Below are 17347 nucleotides of genomic sequence, written 5' to 3'. Positions count from 1 at the left end.
TGCGTCCGAATTCTTCTGGTCAAAAATACCTCGGGGTCGCCCTTTGGTGCGCCATTGGTTCGAGCCCAATGGGCGACGGCAGCGCCCCAGTCCGACAGTTCAAATTGTCAAAGCCCCAGCATCTTGCGGTTCATCGCATCATCCGTCCCGCCTGCTGCGAAATCGTCAAAGGCATGCGGCGTCACGCGAATGATATGATCCCGCACGAACTGCGCACCTTCCCGCGCGCCGTCCTCAGGATGTTTCAGCGCACATTCCCATTCCACAACAGCCCAACCGTCAAAGTCATTCGCCGCCATCTTGGAAAAGATAGCGCCGAAATCGACCTGACCGTCCCCAAGCGACCGGAAACGACCAGCGCGATCGACCCAAGGCTGATAGCCGCCGTAAACGCCTTGACGCCCCGTCGGATTGAACTCGGCATCCTTGACGTGGAACATGCCAATCACATCCTTATAGATGTCGATGTTGTCCAAATAATCGAGGCATTGCAGCACATAATGCGACGGATCGTACAGCATCTTGGCGCGCTTATGGTTGCCGACACGTTCCAGAAACATCTCGAACGTGACACCATCGTGCAGGTCTTCGCCGGGGTGGATTTCATAGCACAAATCAACGCCGCGATCCTCTGCGTGATCAAGAATAGGCCGCCAACGTTTCGCAAGCTCGTCAAAGGCTGCCTCGACCAAGCCAGCGGGGCGCTGCGGCCACGGATAGACGTAAGGCCATGCGAGCGCGCCGGAAAACGTCGCCTGCGCTGTCAGTCCCAGATGCGCAGAGGCATCAAGCGCCTTTTTCACCTGTTCCACCGCCCAGACCTGCCGGGCCTTCGGATCGCCGTGCACCGACGGCGCGGCAAAACCGTCAAACGCCAGATCATAGGCAGGGTGGACGGCGACCAATTGCCCCTGAAGGTGGGTCGACAGCTCTGTCACTGTGATCCCGTTGTCGGCCGCCTGCCCTTTCCATTCATCGCAATAGGTCTTGCTGGTCGCGGCCTTGTCCAGATCGAACAGACGCGCGTCCCAGCTGGGCACTTGCACACCGTCATAGACCATCTCTTTGGCCCATTTGGTAATGCCGTCCCAAGTATCAAAGGGGGCGCTGTCCCCTGCAAATTGCGCTAAAAACAGTGCCGGTCCTTTGATGGTCTTCATGGTGTCCTCCCTCAGACGTAACGATTAACGACGTTTTCCAGTATTTCTTGACGGCCCGATACGGGCTGCGGATCAAGTCCCTCGGCGCGGGCAGCGATACCATCCAGCGTCGCGCCTTCGGCCAGATAATCAACACTGTCCCATTTAGCATAACGGGCGCGGCGCGGTGCCTCGAGTGCATCATCCTCTAGCATCTTAGCCGCAGCTTTCAGGCCCCGTGCGCAAATGTCCATCCCGCCGATATGCGCGGCGATCAGGTCTTCGGCATCCAGCGACTGACGGCGGAGCTTGCTGTCAAAGTTCGTACCGCCCGTCGTGAAACCGCCCGCCTTAAGCACCTCGTAATAGGCCAGCGCGGCTTCTGGTGTGTTGTTCGGGAACTGGTCCGTGTCCCAGCCGGACTGGTAATCGTTGCGGTTCATATCGATGGACCCAAAGATGCCCAGTGTGCGCGCCATCGCCAGTTCATGCTCGAACGAATGGCCGGCTAGGATCGCGTGGCCCTGCTCGACATTGACCTGCACTTCACCTTCCAGACCGAACCGCTTGAGGAAGCCGTAAACCGTGGCGACGTCATAGTCATACTGGTGCTTGGTCGGCTCCTGCGGCTTTGGCTCGATCAGGATTGCGCCCTTATAGCCAATCTTGTGCTTATATTCGACGACCATCTGCAAAAAGCGGCCCATCTGCTGCAATTCGCGGTCCAGATCGGTGTTCAGCAGCGTCTCGTATCCTTCGCGGCCGCCCCACAGGACATAGTTCTCGCCGTTCAGGCGCTGGGTCACGTCCATGCAAGCCTTCACCGTGGCTGCGCAATAAGCAAAGATATCAGGATCGGGGTTCGTGCTTGCGCCGCTCATGTAGCGGCGGTTGCTGAACATGTTCGCGGTACCCCAAAGCAGTTTGGGGCCGCCGTCAGCCATCTTCGCCTCGAACACATCAGCGATCTGGTTCAGGCGATCCCGGCTTTCCGCCAGCGTCGCGCCCTCGGGCCGAACGTCGTGGTCGTGGAAACAAAAGTATGGCACGCCAAGGATGCGGAACATGTCGAACGCCGCATCCGCGCGCTGCTTGGCCAGGTCCATCGTGTCAGCAGGAAACCAAGGACGATCGAAGGTCTGGCCGCCAAAGGGATCGCCGCCTTCCCAGACAAAGCTGTGCCAATAGGCGACAGCAAAGCGCAGGTGGTCTTCCATCCGCTTCCCCATGACGACTTCGTCCGGGTTGTAGTGGCGAAACGCCATCGGGTTTGTGCTGCTTTCGCCCTCAAACTTGATTGGGGCGATGTTTTTGAAGAATTCAGTCATTGGACGTTCTCTTTGATAAAAATGTTAAGAGGGATATCGCCGCGCCCTGCGTCGGCAGTCGCGCCGTCCGCAAGATCACGCATGATGGACATGGCCCGCGTCACGGCGCGGGCCGGATCTTGGTCGATGACCAGATCGAATAGATCAGACCGCAGGCCTTTGCGGGCCGCATCGGTCAATTCGTGCAGGATCGTGACAGGACGAAATGCGCTATTGGTGTTTTTCATCGCACTCAGCAGACCCGCGTTACCGGCACCAATCGCATAGACGCCCATCAAAGGCGCGTCGGCCATCGCCTGCTGCGCAATGGCCGCAACGCGGCGCGCATCATCAAAGCCTTCGGTCACGGGCAAAACGTTCAGCCCGGGAAATTCGGATGCGATCACCTGCCGAAAGCCGAACAAGCGCTGCGCGTGGTCCCGCGCGGCCAGCGATCCCGCGATCACAAGCACAGAGCCAATCGGGTTGCGCATAAAGCGCCCCATAAAGCTGCCCGCCATGCGGCCAGCAACCTCATTATCAGGCCCCACATAGATATCGCGCCCCGGGGCCGCGACATCAGACACGAGCGAGAGGATGCGAACGCCTGCCCCGCGCAGCCGCGCCAATTCACTGCGCACTTCAGGCACATCCGACACCATAACAGCGGCGCAATCTGTCTGTTCGGGGTCAATACGGCGCAGCGCTGCAACTTGCGCAGCTGAATCAAATGTTTTTGAGGACCGCACATCAACATTGATACGATCTTTGCGCACGCGCTGCGCTTCATCGCCAATTGCTGCGATCAAAGACCGAACAAACGACGATTGCCCGGCGGGCAGCAAGAATACAAACCGATAACCACGACCACGCGACAGATTAGCCGCGAACTGATCCCGGACATATCCTGTTTTCTCAACAGCCCGCTGCACTTTATCGATGGATTTCGCCGCGACTCCACCACGCGCGTTCAGAACGCGATCAACCGTCGCAAGACTAACTTGTGCCTCGCGGGCGACATCATGAATCGTCGGTCTTTCCATCGCGTCCTCCTGCGACAGTTCTAACCTCCGAAAATGATGTACGTCAATCTTTTTCGGTCACGTGATGGCAACAGGTGCGTACGAAAAGGCGGAAAACCGCGCCTTTTCACCACGACCGGTGATGTCGAATGCCATCATACCGACAAAAGCCCCGGTAAAAGACGCGTGCTCTCCCTGCGCGCCCTCGTCCGAGACGTGATAGGCGTCTCGCGCCGGGCCAAGCGGATGCTCTTGCCCACCGCTCGACCAGAAAAACTGCTGTGATGCGCCGCGCACTTCGACCCGCAAGCCAATGGGGCCATCCGGGATCGGAACTGGCGCGATCGGATGATCAAGTCGACCTTCCGGCCAATCACCATTGCACGACATCAGCGTCAAACACCGCTGGCCGCCCTCAAACGTCACGAATGCACCGTGGAATTTGTGGCGGTTGTAATAGGTCATCAGCCCAGCGCCTTGCTGATAGCAATCCGGCGCAAAATCGAGCGTTGTGCTGGCGTCAAAAGCTGCATCCTCTTGCCGCCGCGCGACAAGGGATTGTTCAAACCAGCTGCCAATGCTCTCTCGCCCTGTCAGAACCAGCGCGCCGTCTTCGATGGAAAACAGTCGATCCGGATCAGGCGTGCGCAGCCACTGGAATTCCGGCGGCAAGCTGTCAAAGCGCGCATGCACGACCGGACCACGCGGCGCTGCATCCACGGGGGCATCTACCGTCTCGGGCGGCAGCAGACTGCCATCCTCTAAATAAAGCCAATCGTCCCGCCAGACGCAGCGCGCGATGCCGGTCTCTCTTCCTGTGGCGCAGAACGGTTTGCTGTCATGCATCAGTGGGCGGCCCATCAGATAGGTATGCCACGCGGTGCCGTCTGGCGCTTCGACATATTGCCCGTGACCGGTGCGCTGCACGGGATGATCCGGTGCGCCCTGCGTTGACATGACGTGCTTATCGGGGTGCGTCTCGTAGGGGCCGTCGATGTGCCGCGACCGCGCCAGCGTTACCGCGTGATCATAGCCGGTGCCGCCTTCGGCCGTTGTCAGATAGTACCAGCCGTTGCGGCGAAAGATGTGCGGTGCCTCTGTCAGACCGCGATCGGTGCCCGCGTAGATATTCTTGACCGGACCGAACAACCCGCGATCCGGCGACCATTCCTGCAAGATGATCCCGTCAAAGCGGTCATGCGCCGGGTTTACACCCGTGCCCGCTGCGCGGTGGTTCCATTGCATATTCACGAACCACTTGCGGCCGTCTTCGTCGTGGAACAGCGACGGATCAAAACCGCTGGAGTTCACGTACCACGGGTCAGTCCAGTCGCCGTCGATCGCCTCGCAGGTGGTGATGTAGTTATGGGCGTCTTTCCAGTCGCCCTCTAGCCGCTTCACGTCGGTATAAACCAACCAGAACTTGCCGTCCGCATGGGACAAACAGGGGGCCCAAACCCCGCAGCTGTCGGGGTTTCCACGCATATCTAGCAGCGCGGCCCGGTTCAGAGGCCGCGCTACCAGCGTCCAATTCACCAAGTCCGTACTGTGGTGAATCTGGACGCCGGGATACCATTCAAAGGTGGACGTCGCGATGTAGTAATCCCTGCCTACCCGGCAGATCGAAGGATCAGGATTAAAACCGGGCAGGATGGGATTACGGATCATCGGTTACTCCGGTGCGTTGTCAGACAGGCTGGATTTGGCCCACAGGTTGATCGCTTGATCGCCTGCGTGCTTGTCGATTTGGGCAAGTTCGTCAGCGGTGAACTCAAGGTTGCTGACAGCGCCCACGCAATCCACGATCTGACTGGATTTACTTGCGCCGATCAGCGCCGTGGTGATGCCGTTGTCGCGCAGCACCCAAGCGATCGCCATCTGCGCCAGCGTCTGGCCGCGCGCTTCTGCGATATCGTTCAGGGCACGGACAGAGTTCAGCGCCTCTTCAGTGATCAGGCTTTGCGCCAGCGATTTACCCTGCGCGGCGCGGCTGTCAGCAGGAATACCGCCAAGGTATTTCTTGGTCAGCATGCCCTGCGCCAGCGGCGTAAAGGCGATGGAGCCAACGCCCAAATCGGCCAGCGCGTCCTTTAGCCCGTCCGTTTCCACCCAGCGGTTAAACATGTTGTAGCTGGGCTGGTGGATCAGCATGGGCACGCCCATCTCGTCCAAGATCGCAACAGCTTCGCGGGTTTTCTCGGTGTTGTAGCTAGAGATACCGGCATAAAGCGCACGGCCCGACGACACGATATCGGCAAGCGCGCTCATCGTTTCCTCGAGCGGCGTTTCAGGGTCGAAACGGTGGGAATAAAAGATATCGACATAATCGAGGCCCATCCGCTTGAGCGACGCATCGCAGGACGCCATCAGGTACTTGCGGCTGCCAAACTCTCCATACGGGCCGGGCCACATGCGGTAGCCGGCCTTGGAACTGATAATCAGCTCGTCGCGGTAGCCGGCGAAATCGGTTTTGAGGATCTCGCCAAAGGCTTCCTCGGCGCTGCCTGCGGGCGGGCCGTAGTTGTTTGCGAGGTCAAAGTGCGTGATGCCGTGATCAAACGCCGTGCGACACATATCGCGCTTGTTTTCGTGCGGGCTATCGCCGCCGAAATTGTGCCACAGCCCCAGCGACACGGCGGGCAGCTTGACCCCCGATGCGCCGCAGCGGCGGTAGGTCATCTTTTCATAGCGGTCTTCGGCGGGTGTATAGGTCATGCATCTTCCTTTAACAGGTCACGCGCCGCATCGGGGCCAAGGGCTGCCGGGCGGTCGCAGGTGGTCGTCATATCGACAAACTGGCCCGTCTCGCCGGATTTCAAGATGCTGGTCATCACGTCAGTCACATGAACGGCCAGTTCCAAGGCGCAACGGTGCAGCCTGTTGTCGACGATACCGGCGGCCATATCGGCCAGCCCGGCGGTGCGATAATTGGCGCGCGGCGTGTCCTTGTCCAGATCCCAGTTCATTTGCCCAAACGGGTGATCCCAGACCGGAACCTGCGTAATCGTTCCTTCTACGTCGGCCTGTTCCAGCGCGCCGCCAAAGTGGTTGGGATCGGGCACAAACAAGGTACCTGTCGTGCCATATAGCTCCATGTTCGCATGGCGATGCGCTTTGACATCCCAGCTGGTAGACAGCGTGATCGTCGCGCCATTCTCGAACGCCAACAGCGCGTGGATGTTGGTGGGCGTCTGCACCGGAATCGTCTCTCCCGCGCGGGGCTCTGACGTGATGGTCCGCTGCTTTTGCGCAGAAGAGCTAAGCGCCGCGACGCGTTTGACCGGGCCGATCAGCTGCACAAGGTTCGTGATGTAATACGGCCCCATGTCTAGCACTGGGCCGCCGCCGGGCTTGAAAAAGAAATCGGGGTTCGGGTGCCACATCTCCATGCCTGGGCCCATAAAGTGGGCGGTGCCGGATGTGACTGTGCCGATACCGCCAGCGTCAATGATCTGGCGCGCCTGCTGATGGGCACCGCCAAGGAAGGTATCGGGGGCAGAGCCGATGCGCAGGCCTTTGCTTGCGGCTAGATCAGCCAGCGATTTCGCCTGCTTCAGCGTCAGCACCAGCGGCTTTTCGGTATAGGCGTGCTTACCAGATTCCAGAATGCGCCGGGTCACATCGTAATGCGCATCAGGGATCGTCAGGTTCACGACGATGTCGATATCGTCGGACGCCAGCAGGTCACTGACAGTACGTGCCTTGATGCCGAATTCCTTGCCCCGCGCCAGCGCGGCCTCTTCGTTCATGTCGGACACAGCGACAAAGCGGATATTTTTAAAGGTCGGGGCCAGCGTCAGATAAGCGGTCGAGATGTTGCCGCAGCCGATCAGGCCCACGTTCAGAATAGTCATGGATCGCAGTCCTTAAAGAGAGGTCATGTAGGCCAGCGCGCGGCTGGCAAAACGGTTGTCGTCTGCGGGCTTGTCATGTTCCATGATGAACAGATCGCAGCCAGCCGCCTTCAATGCGCTGAAATGGCCCGGCCAGTCCAGTGTGCCGTGACCTGCATCGGCCCAGCCGTCCTCATTCGCGTTCTGACCCGCTGGCGCGCGGTCCTTGACGTGGGCGGCGATAATGCGGTCCCCGTATTGAGCGATCACATCCGCAGGATCTTGGCCTGCAACGGCGGCCCATGCGACGTCGAACTCGAAACCGACGCTTTCGTTCGCAAGGATCAGGTCGATCGGCAACTCTCCGGTTGGTAGGGCGATGAATTCAAAGTCATGGTTGTGCCAGCCAAACTGAAAACCTGCATCTTGCAGCGGCTTGCCTGCTGTGGCCAGACGCTTGCCAAAAGCGGTCCAGCCTGCGGCATCCGTGGGACGGTCCGCGGGCATCAGGTAGGGCACAATGATTTTCCTAATACCCAGCGCCTTGGCGATTTCGATGACGCGATCCGGGTTGTTTTCCACCAGATCCATTGCAAAGTGGCCGGACGGCATGGTCAGGCCCGTTTCGTCCAGCGCCTTTTTGGTGGCGTCCAGATCTTCGTAAACGGGACCGTAGCCTTCGACATGCGCATAGCCCAGCGCGGCCAGCATTCCGAAGGTTTCCGGCATCGGTCCAAAGTCACGAGAGCTGTAAAGCTGATAGGAGAAATCGGTCATCAGGTGTCCTTAATCGTTATAAGTCGCGCTATGCAGGTCGCGCAGCGTAAAGGTCGGGGTGGTGCCGGGATCGGCGGGTGTGAAGGTCAGCGTCGCCGTATGCCCCGGCCCAAGGTGGACCGCGTTGCGGTCGAACCGGCCCGGCACGGATGCTTCGGCAGTGACATAGAATGCCATGGCTTGCGCGGTGATCTGCAACACGTGCGTGCCTGCTTTTGCCTCGGTATGGCAGGTCAGCTGCGGCGGCAACAGATCGTAGGTCTTATAGGGTCGCGGCGCGAAAACATCCCCGCCTTTGCTGCCATCGCTCGCCGTCCAGCCAAAACTCAGCATCTCCTGCGCGCCCAGATCGGCCAGCTTGATGCGCAGCAGTTCAACCGCATTGTCTCCGATGGTGCCTTCGCCCTGCCCCAAGACGCGGGCCGTTCCGTCCATCGCGCAGGCATAGGCGGTGACATCGATGCGGGCAGCCTCGCGCAGGTCATTGACGCCGCGCAGCACTAGATCGTCGCCATCAGGCATCACGACCACCGTCACAGGCGCATAAAAATCCTGCGCCAGATGATGCAGCACCTTCCAGCCCCCGCCATAGTCGAGAGAGGCCCAAGAACACACTGGCCAAGTGTCATTCAACTGCCAGACCAAAGTCCCCATGCAGTGCGGCTTTAGCCCGCGCCACTGCGTCACGGCCGTCTTGATCGCCAGCGCTTGCTGGACTTGGCTGACATACACGAAGTTTTCGAAATCCACGGGAAAGCGGAAGTAGCGGAACATGGTTTCGGCAATACGCGCGTTGCCGCCCTCGTTCTTTTGATGGCTCTCCATCACCGGGGCGGCGATGTTGAAATCCTTGGGGTCCGCGAACTGGCGGATGATGTCCATCGACGGATAGCTTTGAAAGCCAAACTCTGAACAAAAGCGGGGTGCGACATCGCGGTAGTGGTCGAAGTCGCGCCCTTCGTGCCAGACGGACCAAAAGTGCATGTCGCCGCTGCTATCATCATGCCACGCATCGCCAAACGATAGCGGCCCGGTCGAGGGGCTGGATGGCCACCAATTTGCGGCTGGGTCGGTCTCGCGCAGGGCATCTTCGATACAGCGGTTCAGGCGGTCGTAGTTGACCAAGTAGCGGTCGCGGTCATTGATGCTGACGTCATACCACGTCAACGCGCCGACCAGTTCATTGTCGCCGCACCACAGGGCAAGGCAGGCGTGATGATGCATGCGGGCGACGTTATCGCGCACCTCTGCCCGAACCTCGGCCAAATAGGCGGGGTCTGATGGGTAAAGGTTGCAGGCGAACATGAAGTCCTGCCAGACCAGTAGGCCAAGTTCGTCGCAGGCGTCGTAAAAGCTGTCCGGCTCGTAGCGCCCGCCGCCCCAGACGCGCACCATGTTCATGTTGGCGTCGACTGCCGATTGCAGCAGGGCACGCGTCTTTTCGTCCGTAATGCGCCCCGGCAATGCATCAGCAGGAATCCAGTTGGCCCCTTTGCAGAACACATCGTGCCCGTTGACTCTGATCTTAAAGCCAAGGCCAGCGGCGTCGGGCTCTGCCACCAGTTCCATCTGCCGCAGGCCCATGCGGCGGGTAGTGGTTGCGGTGCCAGCGGTCACCTTCAGATTGTAAAGGTATTGATCACCTAGGCCAGCGGGCCACCAAAGCTGGGGGTCCGGGACAGGAATTGTCACCTGACACATGCCGCCGGCGCTGTTGGCCGTGACCACTTGGTCACCCAGTGTCACAGTCACGGGACCATCGTGGTGGCTGGTGTGGACTGCTACCGTGACGCTGACGCCATCGCTGTGATCTTGGCTGATCGCCAGCCGGTCAATCCGCGCGGCCTTTGACGGCTCCAGATGCAGGGCACCATAGATGCCAGACGTGGCAAGCGCGATATTCCAGTCCCAGCCGAAGTCGCAGGCCGGTTTGCGCAGGAAATTTCCATAGGGGATCGGGCAGTTCTTGGACCACGGCACGTCGAAGGGGTGGGCGTCTGCAAGCGCCTTGCCAGCCACCACCGGCGAATGAAAGGTGATCGCAATGTCATTTGCACCCACCTTCGCCGCAGCGTTTAAAGGCACGCGGTAGCTGCGGAACGCGTTTGCCGCATGCAGGACCGCCGTGCCATTCACCCGTACCGTAGCCACGGTGTCGAGTTCCGAGATCACAAGATCAACATTCGGATCAGCCAGATCAAAGGTCCGCGATACGGTCCAGTCTTCCTCGCAGATCCAGCGTAGATCGTATTCGTTCTGCCCCGCATAAGGGTCGGGGATCAGCGCGGCGTCATGCAGCGTGGATACGACGTCGCCTGGAAACGTCATTGCCGCACGCATCCCGCCAGAGGCGGATTCAAGCGTCCAGCCGCCCCTTAGGTCGCAAGGTGTCACAAACGCACCTCTGTCGTTTTGTCGAACAAGGACGCCGCGGCGGGATCAATACCTATGGTCAGGCGGTCACCAACAGCGACCTGCGCTTGTCCGTCCATCCGGACCCGCATCGTCTGGCCGCCGAACTTGCAATAGACCAGCGTGTCCGAGCCCATAGGTTCGACCAGATCAATTTCGACCACCGTCGTGTAGGGCGCAGAACGTAGGTTATCGCCGGTCATCACATGTTCTGGCCGGACACCGATGATCGCCGGGGTGCCGGGGGCGGGTTGGGACGTGAATTCATAGCGGCCCAGCGGCAGATCGTGACCGGGGATGCGCATGATATTGCCGTCCACCGTGCCATCAAAAAACGTCATAGAGGGCGAACCGATGAAGTCGGCGACATACAAGTTCTGCGGCTTGCCATAAATCTCGGCTGGGGTGCCAAGTTGCATGATCTTGCCGCCCTTCATGATCGCGATCCGGTCGGCAAGGGTCATCGCCTCGACCTGATCGTGGGTCACATAAATCATCGTGTTTTTCAGGTTGTTGTGCAGGCGCTTCAGTTCCACCCGCAGATCGGCGCGCAGCTTGGCGTCTAGGTTCGACAAAGGTTCGTCGAACAAGAACACCTCTACGTCGCGCACAAGAGCGCGGCCGATGGCAACGCGCTGGCGCTGGCCGCCGGAGAGGGCACCGGGTTTGCGTTTCAGCAGCGGCTCGATCTGCAAGATTTCCGCAGCGCGGGCGACCCGTTTGGCGATTTCAGCCTTAGGCACCTTCGCGTTTTTCAAACCGAAGGTCAGGTTCCCCTCGACCGTCATCTGCGGGTAAAGCGCGTAGCTTTGGAACACCATACCGATACCCCGCTCTGACGGCTCTGCCCATGTGACGTTCTTGTCCTTGATCCAGATTTGCCCGTCCGTGGGTTCAAGCAGTCCCGCAATCACGTTGAGTAGGGTCGATTTACCGCAACCGGATGACCCCAGCAGCACAAGGAATTCACCGTCGCCGATATCAAGGTTTAGGTTTTGCAGCACCTTCACGGCACCAAACGACAGATCGAGGTTCTTGATCGAAACGGAAGCGTTTTGAATGGTCACTATCTTATCCTTTTACCGCACCAGCGGCGATCCCGCGGACGAAGAGCTTGCCCGAGGCAAAGTAAATGACGAGGGGCACGAGGCCGGTCAGAAGCGTCGCCGCCATGTTGACGTTGTACTCCTTTACCCCCTGCACAGAGTTGACGATGTTGTTCAGCTGCACCGTCATCGGGTAGCGATCAGGGGACGAAATATAGGTCACGCCGAATAGGAAGTCGTTCCAGATGCCCGTGACTTGAATGATCAGCGCCACCACGCAGATCGGTAGGGACATCGGCAAGATGATCTTGAAAAAGATCGCCCAAAAGCCTGCCCCATCGACGCGGGCGGCCTTGAACAGTTCCTCTGGAATGGACGCGAAATAGTTGCGGAACAGCAGGGTGTTGATCGGCATGCCAAAGGCGACGTGCACCAGCACCAGCCCCGTCAGCGAGCCATAAAGGCCAGCCTCGCGCAGCAAGATCACGATAGGATACAGCATCACCTGATAAGGGATGAAAGCGCCGATCATCAGGATGGTAAAGAACACCTCTGACCCTTTAAACTTCCACATCGACAGGGCGTAACCGTTCACTGACGCAATCGCGACGGACAGGATCACCGACGGGATCAGGATACGGACGGAATTCCAGAACCCGCGCGACAGGCCATCGCAGTTGATGCCAGTGCAGGCCTCTTGCCATGCCTTGACCCAAGGCTGGAACGTGACCTCTAGTGGGGGGGCAAAGATGTTGCCCATGCGGATTTCGGGCAAGCCTTTCAGCGAGGTGACGATCATCACATAAAGTGGCAGCGCGTAATACAGCGCGACGACGAACAGCGTGCCGTAGATGATGATGTTGCTACGGCTGAACTTGTTCTTTGGTTTCGGACCCCGCGGTCCGGCAGCAAGCGTGCCGCGCAAGGGCTGCGTGACGGCGGCAGCCGCGTTTAACATGCCGGTATCAGCCATGCTTCTTGCCTCCGAATTCTAGGTAAGCCCAAGGGATCAGGATAATGACGACCATCAGCAGCATCATCGACGAGGCCGCAAAACCTTGGCCAAGGTTCTGACCGCCAAACATCGCGGTCATGACGTATTTCGCTGGCACTTCAGAACTGATGCCCGGCCCGCCCGATGTCTGCGCGACCACCAGGTCATACAGCTTCACAATGCCCGCTGCGATCAACACGAGTGACGTCACAAAGACCGGGCGCATCATGGGAATAATCACGCGGATATAGGTTTTCACCGTGCCGATGCCGTCCACGCGGGCGGCTTTCCAGATATCTTCGTCAATGCCGCGCAGACCAGCCAGCATGATGCACATGATCAGCCCGGTGCCCTGCCACAGCCCTGCAATCAGCAGGCCGAACATCACGATTTCCGGGTTGTTGAGCGGGTCAAAGGTAAACGACGTCCAGCCCCATTCGCGCACAACGTTTTGCAAGCCCAATTCTGGGTTCAGGATCCACTGCCAGACAAGGCCAGTGACAATAAAGGACAGCGCAAAGGGATAAAGGAAGATCGAGCGGAACACAGCCTCGCCCCGGATTTTGCGATCCAGCAAGGCCGCGAGCGTAAAGCCGATCACAAGCGTGCCGATCAGGCTGCAGATGCCGTAAAGCGCCAGATTTTCGATCGAGACGATCCACTTTCGTGACGACCAGAGGCGTTCGTATTGATCCAGGCCCACCCACGACAATCGCGGCAAAAGGCCCGATTTCGTAAAGGAATACAGCACGGTCCATAGCGTGCCGCCAAGGAAGACCACGCAGGCCGTAAAAATGAGCGGCAACATCGCAATCTTGGGCGACAGGTTGCGCAAGAACCGCGAAGGGCGGCGCACAGTTTCGCGTGGCCCGGTGTTCGGGCCGATATCAGTGGTCGTCATGGGCTCCCCCCCGCAAAAAATGCCAGCCGCGCGGGCGTTGCGCGCAGCGGACAGAACGGGCCCCCGCGGGGGCCCATTCGTTGCCATACCGGATCGCTTAGTCAGCAGATGCGATGATATCGGCGTACTGCTGCTGCACCTCGGCGGGTGTCATTGCTGGGGTGTTCCAGAATTCCGTCAGCAGATCGTTCAACTGCGTCGTGGTATCAGGGGACAGCAAGGATGCGGCGTCTGGGATGGTCTTGCCGTCTTTCAGCAGATCCAGACCCTTTTGCGTGCATTCGTTCACCGTGGTCAGGTCAACGTCGCCCCGGATCGGCAACGATCCCTTGGCAGAGTTAAAGGACACCTGAACCTCTGGCGAAACCAGAAGGGCGGCCAGTTCTTTTTGACCGGCAGTGATGTCAGCATCGCTGTTCACCGGGAAGTAGAAGGCATCGCCCCCCGTGGACAGAACGCCCGTTTCGCCCAGACCCGGCAGACATTCGTAGTCTGTGCCAGCAACTTTGCCAGCCAGCGCAAATTCGCCCTGCGCCCAGTCGCCCATGATCTGCGCACCGGCGGTACCCTCGATCACGGCAGAGGTCGCTTGGTTCCAGTCTTGCACGTTCAGACCTTTGGCCATCTCGCGCGCCGCACCGTAAGCCTCAAAGACTTTGGTGTACTCTGGGCCCATTACGGCCTCGGCATCCTTGCCTTCGTTGACTTTGGTCCACGCGTCGACGCCGCCAAGGGCGACAGCCATCACGCCGAAAGCGCCGTTCTGTTGCCACGACTGACCACCCATCGCCAGCGGCGTGATTCCCGCCTCTTGCAGCTTGGGTGCGGTCTCCATGAACTCTGACCAGTTTGCCGGGACAGGAACGCCAGCCTTTTCGTAGGCAGCGCTCGACAACCACATCCACTGCCAAGAGTGGATGTTCACTGGCGCGCAGTAAATCTTGCCGTCGATGGTGCAAGCATCCAGCAGGCTGGGTGGATTGATGATCTCTTTCCAGTTGTTCGCCTCGGCCACTTCGGTCAGGTCAAGCAGCAGACCAGCGTCGATTAATTCTTCGGCCTGACGGCCATGGTTGAACTGGAACGCGGCGGGTGGATCACCGCCAATAATACGCGACACCATGATCGGGCGCGCGGTATCACCACCGCCTGCGATGGCCCCGTCGACCCATGTATTTCCGGTCGCATCCCAAGCCTCTGCAAGCTTTGAAACAGCGTTGGCCTCCCCCCCGGAAGTCCACCAGTGCATCACCTCTAGGTCGACAGCCCCTGCGCTTGTTGCCGCGCAGATTGCCGCCCCCGAAAGTAGTATTTTGCTTAACTTCACGATTCTAACCTCCCTGATCTAAATCGTTATAGGAAGGCTACTCTGAAGTTGTTTGCGCAAACAAGACTGTTTTTTACGCCATTTAAAAATTACAGTTTGCAGTTAGAGTCGCTGGAAAATAAGGCAGCAGAAAGTATCAATTGATACAGGATATAAAGGACGTTTCGGTTGGATAACGCAGCACGCGGCAACACACCTAAACCGACGCTGAAAACGATTGCCAAGCTGACGGGTCTGGCCGTGCCAACTGTGTCGCGCGCGCTGTCAGGCGCAGAGGATATCAACATCGACACCCGCGCCCGCGTGCGCGCCGTTGCCGACGAAATTGGCTATGTCCCCAACCGCGCCGGGGTCCGCTTGCGCACAGGGCGCACGAACGTCATTTCGCTGGTCATGTCGACGGAACATGACGTGATGAACCACACGGCAAAGTTGATTTCCTCTGTTGCCGGCGGGCTGCGCAACACCCCGTTTCACTTGAACATTACGCCCTATTTCGCGGACGAAGATCCGATGAAGCCGATCCGCTACATCGTTGAATCCGGATCTGCCGACGCGGTCATTTTCAACCAGATTAAAGGGCAAGATCCGCGCGTAAGATACCTGCTTGACCGCAAGTTTCCCTTTGCGACCCATGGGCGCAGCGACTGGTCGGATCAGCACGCTTGGTTCGACTTTGATAATGGATCATATGGCGCGCTTGGCGTGCGATCGCTTGCTGCACGCGGGCGCAAACACATCATGCTGATCGCGCCGCCAATCGACCAATCCTATGGTGCGGCCATGATCGCAGGTGCGACTGCCGCGGCCCAACATGCCGGAGTGTCATTGGCCGTCATGCCCGGCCTAAGCAGCGATTCGCCCGTCGATGCGATCGAAGCCCAACTGGCCGCAATGCTGCGCGACGGCGATAAAACTGATGGCATCATTGGCGGCTCGACCAACTCGGCATTGGCGGCGGTCGCTGGGATCGAATCTTGTGGCCGTGTGCTCGGGGACGATGCGGACGTCTTTACAAAAGAGGCGATTACATTCCTGCGCCGGGTGCGTCCGCGCATTCTGGCCATCCACGAAGACGTCGCTGCCGCTGGCGATTTCCTAGCACGCGCCGCCATGTCGCTTGTCCGCACCCCCGAAGCGCCGCCGCAACAGCATCTGGACGTCCCCCCCGATACTCCGTTGTAATCACAGCGCTGGCACATCGCGCAGGTTGCGGGCAATATCTGCGCATATCTTGGGGAGGATGCGAAAATGGCAGGCTTATGGTTTGACGAATTCACGGTGGGCATGACCTTTGACCACCCGTGGACCCGCACAATTACAGAGACGGATAACCGCTGGTTTTCGCTTTTAACGATGAACCCGCAGCCGCTGCATATTGATGCGCATGCCGCCGCGCAGACAGAATTCGGGCGGCCCATCGTGAATTCGCTGTTCACGCTTGGATGCCTTGTTGGCATGACCGTGAACGACACAACGCTGGGCACGACGGTTGCCAATCTTGGCATGACCGACGTCAATTTTCCTGCCCCCCTGTTCGAAGGTGACACGATCCATGTCACGACAGAGGTGGTCGCCCTGCGGCCCAGCGCGTCCCGGCCCGGTCAAGGCATCGTCACATTCCGCCATCGGTGTTTTAATCAGGACAACATACTTTGCGCTATTTGTGATCGCGCCGCCCTGATGAAGGGTCGGCCCGCATGATTTTTCCCCACCGATCTTATCTGTTTGTGCCCGGCGACAGTGCGCGCAAGCAGGAAAAATCCCACGGCACTGGGGCTGATGCGATTATTCTCGACCTTGAAGATTCGGTCGCTTCTGAATCAAAAGACGCAGCCCGGCAGCTTACGGCGGAGTGGCTTAAGGCCCCCGCAAAAATGGCCCGCTTCGTGCGGATCAATGCACTGTCCACCGGTCGCGCGGCCGATGATATTGCCGCCACGGCCCCCGGACAGCCTGACGGATATGTGCTGCCAAAGTGTGAAAGCCTAGCGGACATTGCCGAAACCGCAGCGTTGATCGCGCAGGCTGGATCGCAGGCGCCGATCCTGATTATCGCCACGGAAACCGTACGCGCCGTGCGTCAACTGATGCGCAGCGACTGGGCCCACCCGGCCCTTGGCGGCATGGCTTGGGGGGCCGAGGATCTGGCCGCCGATCTTGGCGCGATGTCCAACCGCTGCGATGACGGCACGTGGCGCGCGCCCTTTGCGATGGCGCGGACTTGCGCGTTTTTGGCTGCAAAGGATGCCGGAGTCGCAGCCATCGATGGCCCCTATACGGCCCTCAGCGATGCGAGCGGGCTAGAGCGCGAATCGCGTGCCGCCTTTGCCGAAGGATTCGACGGAAAGCTGGCCATCCACCCCGCGCAGGTCCCAATTATTAACGCAGCCTTTACGCCAAGCGCCGACCAGATCGATTATGCGCAGCGGGTTGTCGATGCCATGGCGCAAAGCGGTGTCGCGAGCTTGGATGGCCAGATGTTGGATCAGCCGCATTTGGTGCAGGCGCATAAGATTTTGAACCTCGGCATGCGGCGGTAGCGCTGGGTAATCCCAAGAAACGGGTCTGATCCGCCGCAGAAAAGTC

General features: G+C 59.2%; 15 protein-coding genes. 3 read left to right on the top strand and 12 right to left on the bottom strand.

Annotated features, from left to right (window positions below; translation table 11 throughout):
- Window positions 1–107: 107 nt before the first annotated feature.
- The 12 genes from BM131_RS04460 to BM131_RS04405 all read right to left on the bottom strand — a co-directional run bounded on the left by BM131_RS04460 (window position 108) and on the right by BM131_RS04405 (window position 14758).
- Complete coding sequence (locus BM131_RS04460) at window positions 108–1160, bottom strand: sugar phosphate isomerase/epimerase family protein (protein WP_090186209.1); 1053 nt, start codon at window positions 1158–1160, stop codon at window positions 108–110.
- An 11-nt stretch (window positions 1161–1171) separates the two neighbouring features.
- Window positions 1172–2467, bottom strand: coding sequence for a xylose isomerase (gene xylA, locus BM131_RS04455; RefSeq protein WP_090186206.1), 1296 nt, complete (start codon window positions 2465–2467; stop codon window positions 1172–1174).
- Complete coding sequence (locus BM131_RS04450) at window positions 2464–3489, bottom strand: LacI family DNA-binding transcriptional regulator (protein ID WP_090186202.1); 1026 nt, start codon at window positions 3487–3489, stop codon at window positions 2464–2466. Before BM131_RS04450 ends, xylA begins: the two co-directional genes overlap by 4 nt.
- A gap of 57 nt (window positions 3490–3546) precedes the next feature.
- Window positions 3547–5136: a glycoside hydrolase family 43 protein gene (locus tag BM131_RS04445; RefSeq protein ID WP_090186199.1), complete on the bottom strand. Its 1590-nt coding sequence runs from the start codon at window positions 5134–5136 to the stop codon at window positions 3547–3549.
- A 3-nt stretch (window positions 5137–5139) separates the two neighbouring features.
- The gene (gene mgrA / locus BM131_RS04440) at window positions 5140–6183 is read right to left on the bottom strand and encodes an L-glyceraldehyde 3-phosphate reductase (protein ID WP_090186196.1); all 1044 of its coding nucleotides are present in this window, start codon (window positions 6181–6183) and stop codon (window positions 5140–5142) included.
- Entirely contained in the window at window positions 6180–7322 is a 1143-nt protein-coding gene (locus BM131_RS04435; RefSeq protein ID WP_090186192.1) for a Gfo/Idh/MocA family protein, read from the bottom strand. Before BM131_RS04435 ends, mgrA begins: the two co-directional genes overlap by 4 nt.
- Before the next feature lie 12 nt (window positions 7323–7334).
- The gene (locus BM131_RS04430; RefSeq protein WP_090186189.1) at window positions 7335–8078 is read right to left on the bottom strand and encodes a sugar phosphate isomerase/epimerase family protein; all 744 of its coding nucleotides are present in this window, start codon (window positions 8076–8078) and stop codon (window positions 7335–7337) included.
- A gap of 9 nt (window positions 8079–8087) precedes the next feature.
- Window positions 8088–10472 (bottom strand): beta-mannosidase, encoded by a 2385-nt coding sequence (locus BM131_RS04425; protein ID WP_245754130.1) that lies wholly within the window; start codon window positions 10470–10472, stop codon window positions 8088–8090.
- Complete coding sequence (locus BM131_RS04420) at window positions 10469–11557, bottom strand: ABC transporter ATP-binding protein (protein WP_090186184.1); 1089 nt, start codon at window positions 11555–11557, stop codon at window positions 10469–10471. The genes BM131_RS04425 and BM131_RS04420 overlap by 4 nt, the downstream gene beginning before the upstream one ends.
- A gap of 4 nt (window positions 11558–11561) precedes the next feature.
- On the bottom strand, window positions 11562–12494 hold the full coding sequence (locus BM131_RS04415; protein ID WP_245754139.1) for a carbohydrate ABC transporter permease: 933 nt from the start codon (window positions 12492–12494) through the stop codon (window positions 11562–11564).
- A 7-nt stretch (window positions 12495–12501) separates the two neighbouring features.
- The gene (locus tag BM131_RS04410; protein ID WP_090186619.1) at window positions 12502–13431 is read right to left on the bottom strand and encodes a carbohydrate ABC transporter permease; all 930 of its coding nucleotides are present in this window, start codon (window positions 13429–13431) and stop codon (window positions 12502–12504) included.
- 97 nt (window positions 13432–13528) lie between these two features.
- Entirely contained in the window at window positions 13529–14758 is a 1230-nt protein-coding gene (locus tag BM131_RS04405) for an ABC transporter substrate-binding protein (protein WP_217646843.1), read from the bottom strand.
- Between the two features lie 168 nt (window positions 14759–14926).
- Between BM131_RS04405 and BM131_RS04400 the strand changes: the two genes are divergently transcribed.
- The 3 genes from BM131_RS04400 to BM131_RS04390 all read left to right on the top strand — a co-directional run bounded on the left by BM131_RS04400 (window position 14927) and on the right by BM131_RS04390 (window position 17301).
- The gene (locus BM131_RS04400; protein WP_090186176.1) at window positions 14927–15943 is read left to right on the top strand and encodes a LacI family transcriptional regulator; all 1017 of its coding nucleotides are present in this window, start codon (window positions 14927–14929) and stop codon (window positions 15941–15943) included.
- 66 nt (window positions 15944–16009) lie between these two features.
- On the top strand, window positions 16010–16462 hold the full coding sequence (locus tag BM131_RS04395) for a MaoC family dehydratase (protein ID WP_090186174.1): 453 nt from the start codon (window positions 16010–16012) through the stop codon (window positions 16460–16462).
- Window positions 16459–17301 carry an HpcH/HpaI aldolase/citrate lyase family protein gene (locus BM131_RS04390; RefSeq protein ID WP_090186171.1) on the top strand — a complete coding sequence of 281 codons (843 nt, stop codon included), beginning with the start codon at window positions 16459–16461 and terminating at the stop codon, window positions 17299–17301. The genes BM131_RS04395 and BM131_RS04390 overlap by 4 nt, the downstream gene beginning before the upstream one ends.
- Window positions 17302–17347 lie beyond the last annotated feature (46 nt).

The sequence above is a fragment of the Loktanella salsilacus genome (genome assembly GCF_900114485.1).
Lineage (GTDB): Bacteria > Pseudomonadota > Alphaproteobacteria > Rhodobacterales > Rhodobacteraceae > Loktanella > Loktanella salsilacus.
Note: the sequence above shows the minus strand (reverse complement) of the source record. Positions and strands in the feature narration are given on the sequence as shown.

Excerpts from the sequence above, each read along its gene's own strand:
- BM131_RS04450 (WP_090186202.1), bottom strand. The coding sequence starts at position 3,489 with ATGGAAAGACCGACGATTCATGATGTCGCCCGCGAGGCACAAGTTAGT.
- mgrA (WP_090186196.1), bottom strand. The coding sequence starts at position 6,183 with ATGACCTATACACCCGCCGAAGACCGCTATGAAAAGATGACCTACCGC.
- BM131_RS04435 (WP_090186192.1), bottom strand. The coding sequence starts at position 7,322 with ATGACTATTCTGAACGTGGGCCTGATCGGCTGCGGCAACATCTCGACC.
- BM131_RS04390 (WP_090186171.1), top strand. The coding sequence starts at position 16,459 with ATGATTTTTCCCCACCGATCTTATCTGTTTGTGCCCGGCGACAGTGCG.
- BM131_RS04410 (WP_090186619.1), bottom strand. The coding sequence starts at position 13,431 with ATGACGACCACTGATATCGGCCCGAACACCGGGCCACGCGAAACTGTG.
- BM131_RS04445 (WP_090186199.1), bottom strand. The coding sequence starts at position 5,136 with ATGATCCGTAATCCCATCCTGCCCGGTTTTAATCCTGATCCTTCGATC.
- BM131_RS04460 (WP_090186209.1), bottom strand. The coding sequence starts at position 1,160 with ATGAAGACCATCAAAGGACCGGCACTGTTTTTAGCGCAATTTGCAGGG.
- BM131_RS04430 (WP_090186189.1), bottom strand. The coding sequence starts at position 8,078 with ATGACCGATTTCTCCTATCAGCTTTACAGCTCTCGTGACTTTGGACCG.
- BM131_RS04395 (WP_090186174.1), top strand. The coding sequence starts at position 16,010 with ATGGCAGGCTTATGGTTTGACGAATTCACGGTGGGCATGACCTTTGAC.
- xylA (WP_090186206.1), bottom strand. The coding sequence starts at position 2,467 with ATGACTGAATTCTTCAAAAACATCGCCCCAATCAAGTTTGAGGGCGAA.
- BM131_RS04415 (WP_245754139.1), bottom strand. The coding sequence starts at position 12,494 with ATGTTAAACGCGGCTGCCGCCGTCACGCAGCCCTTGCGCGGCACGCTT.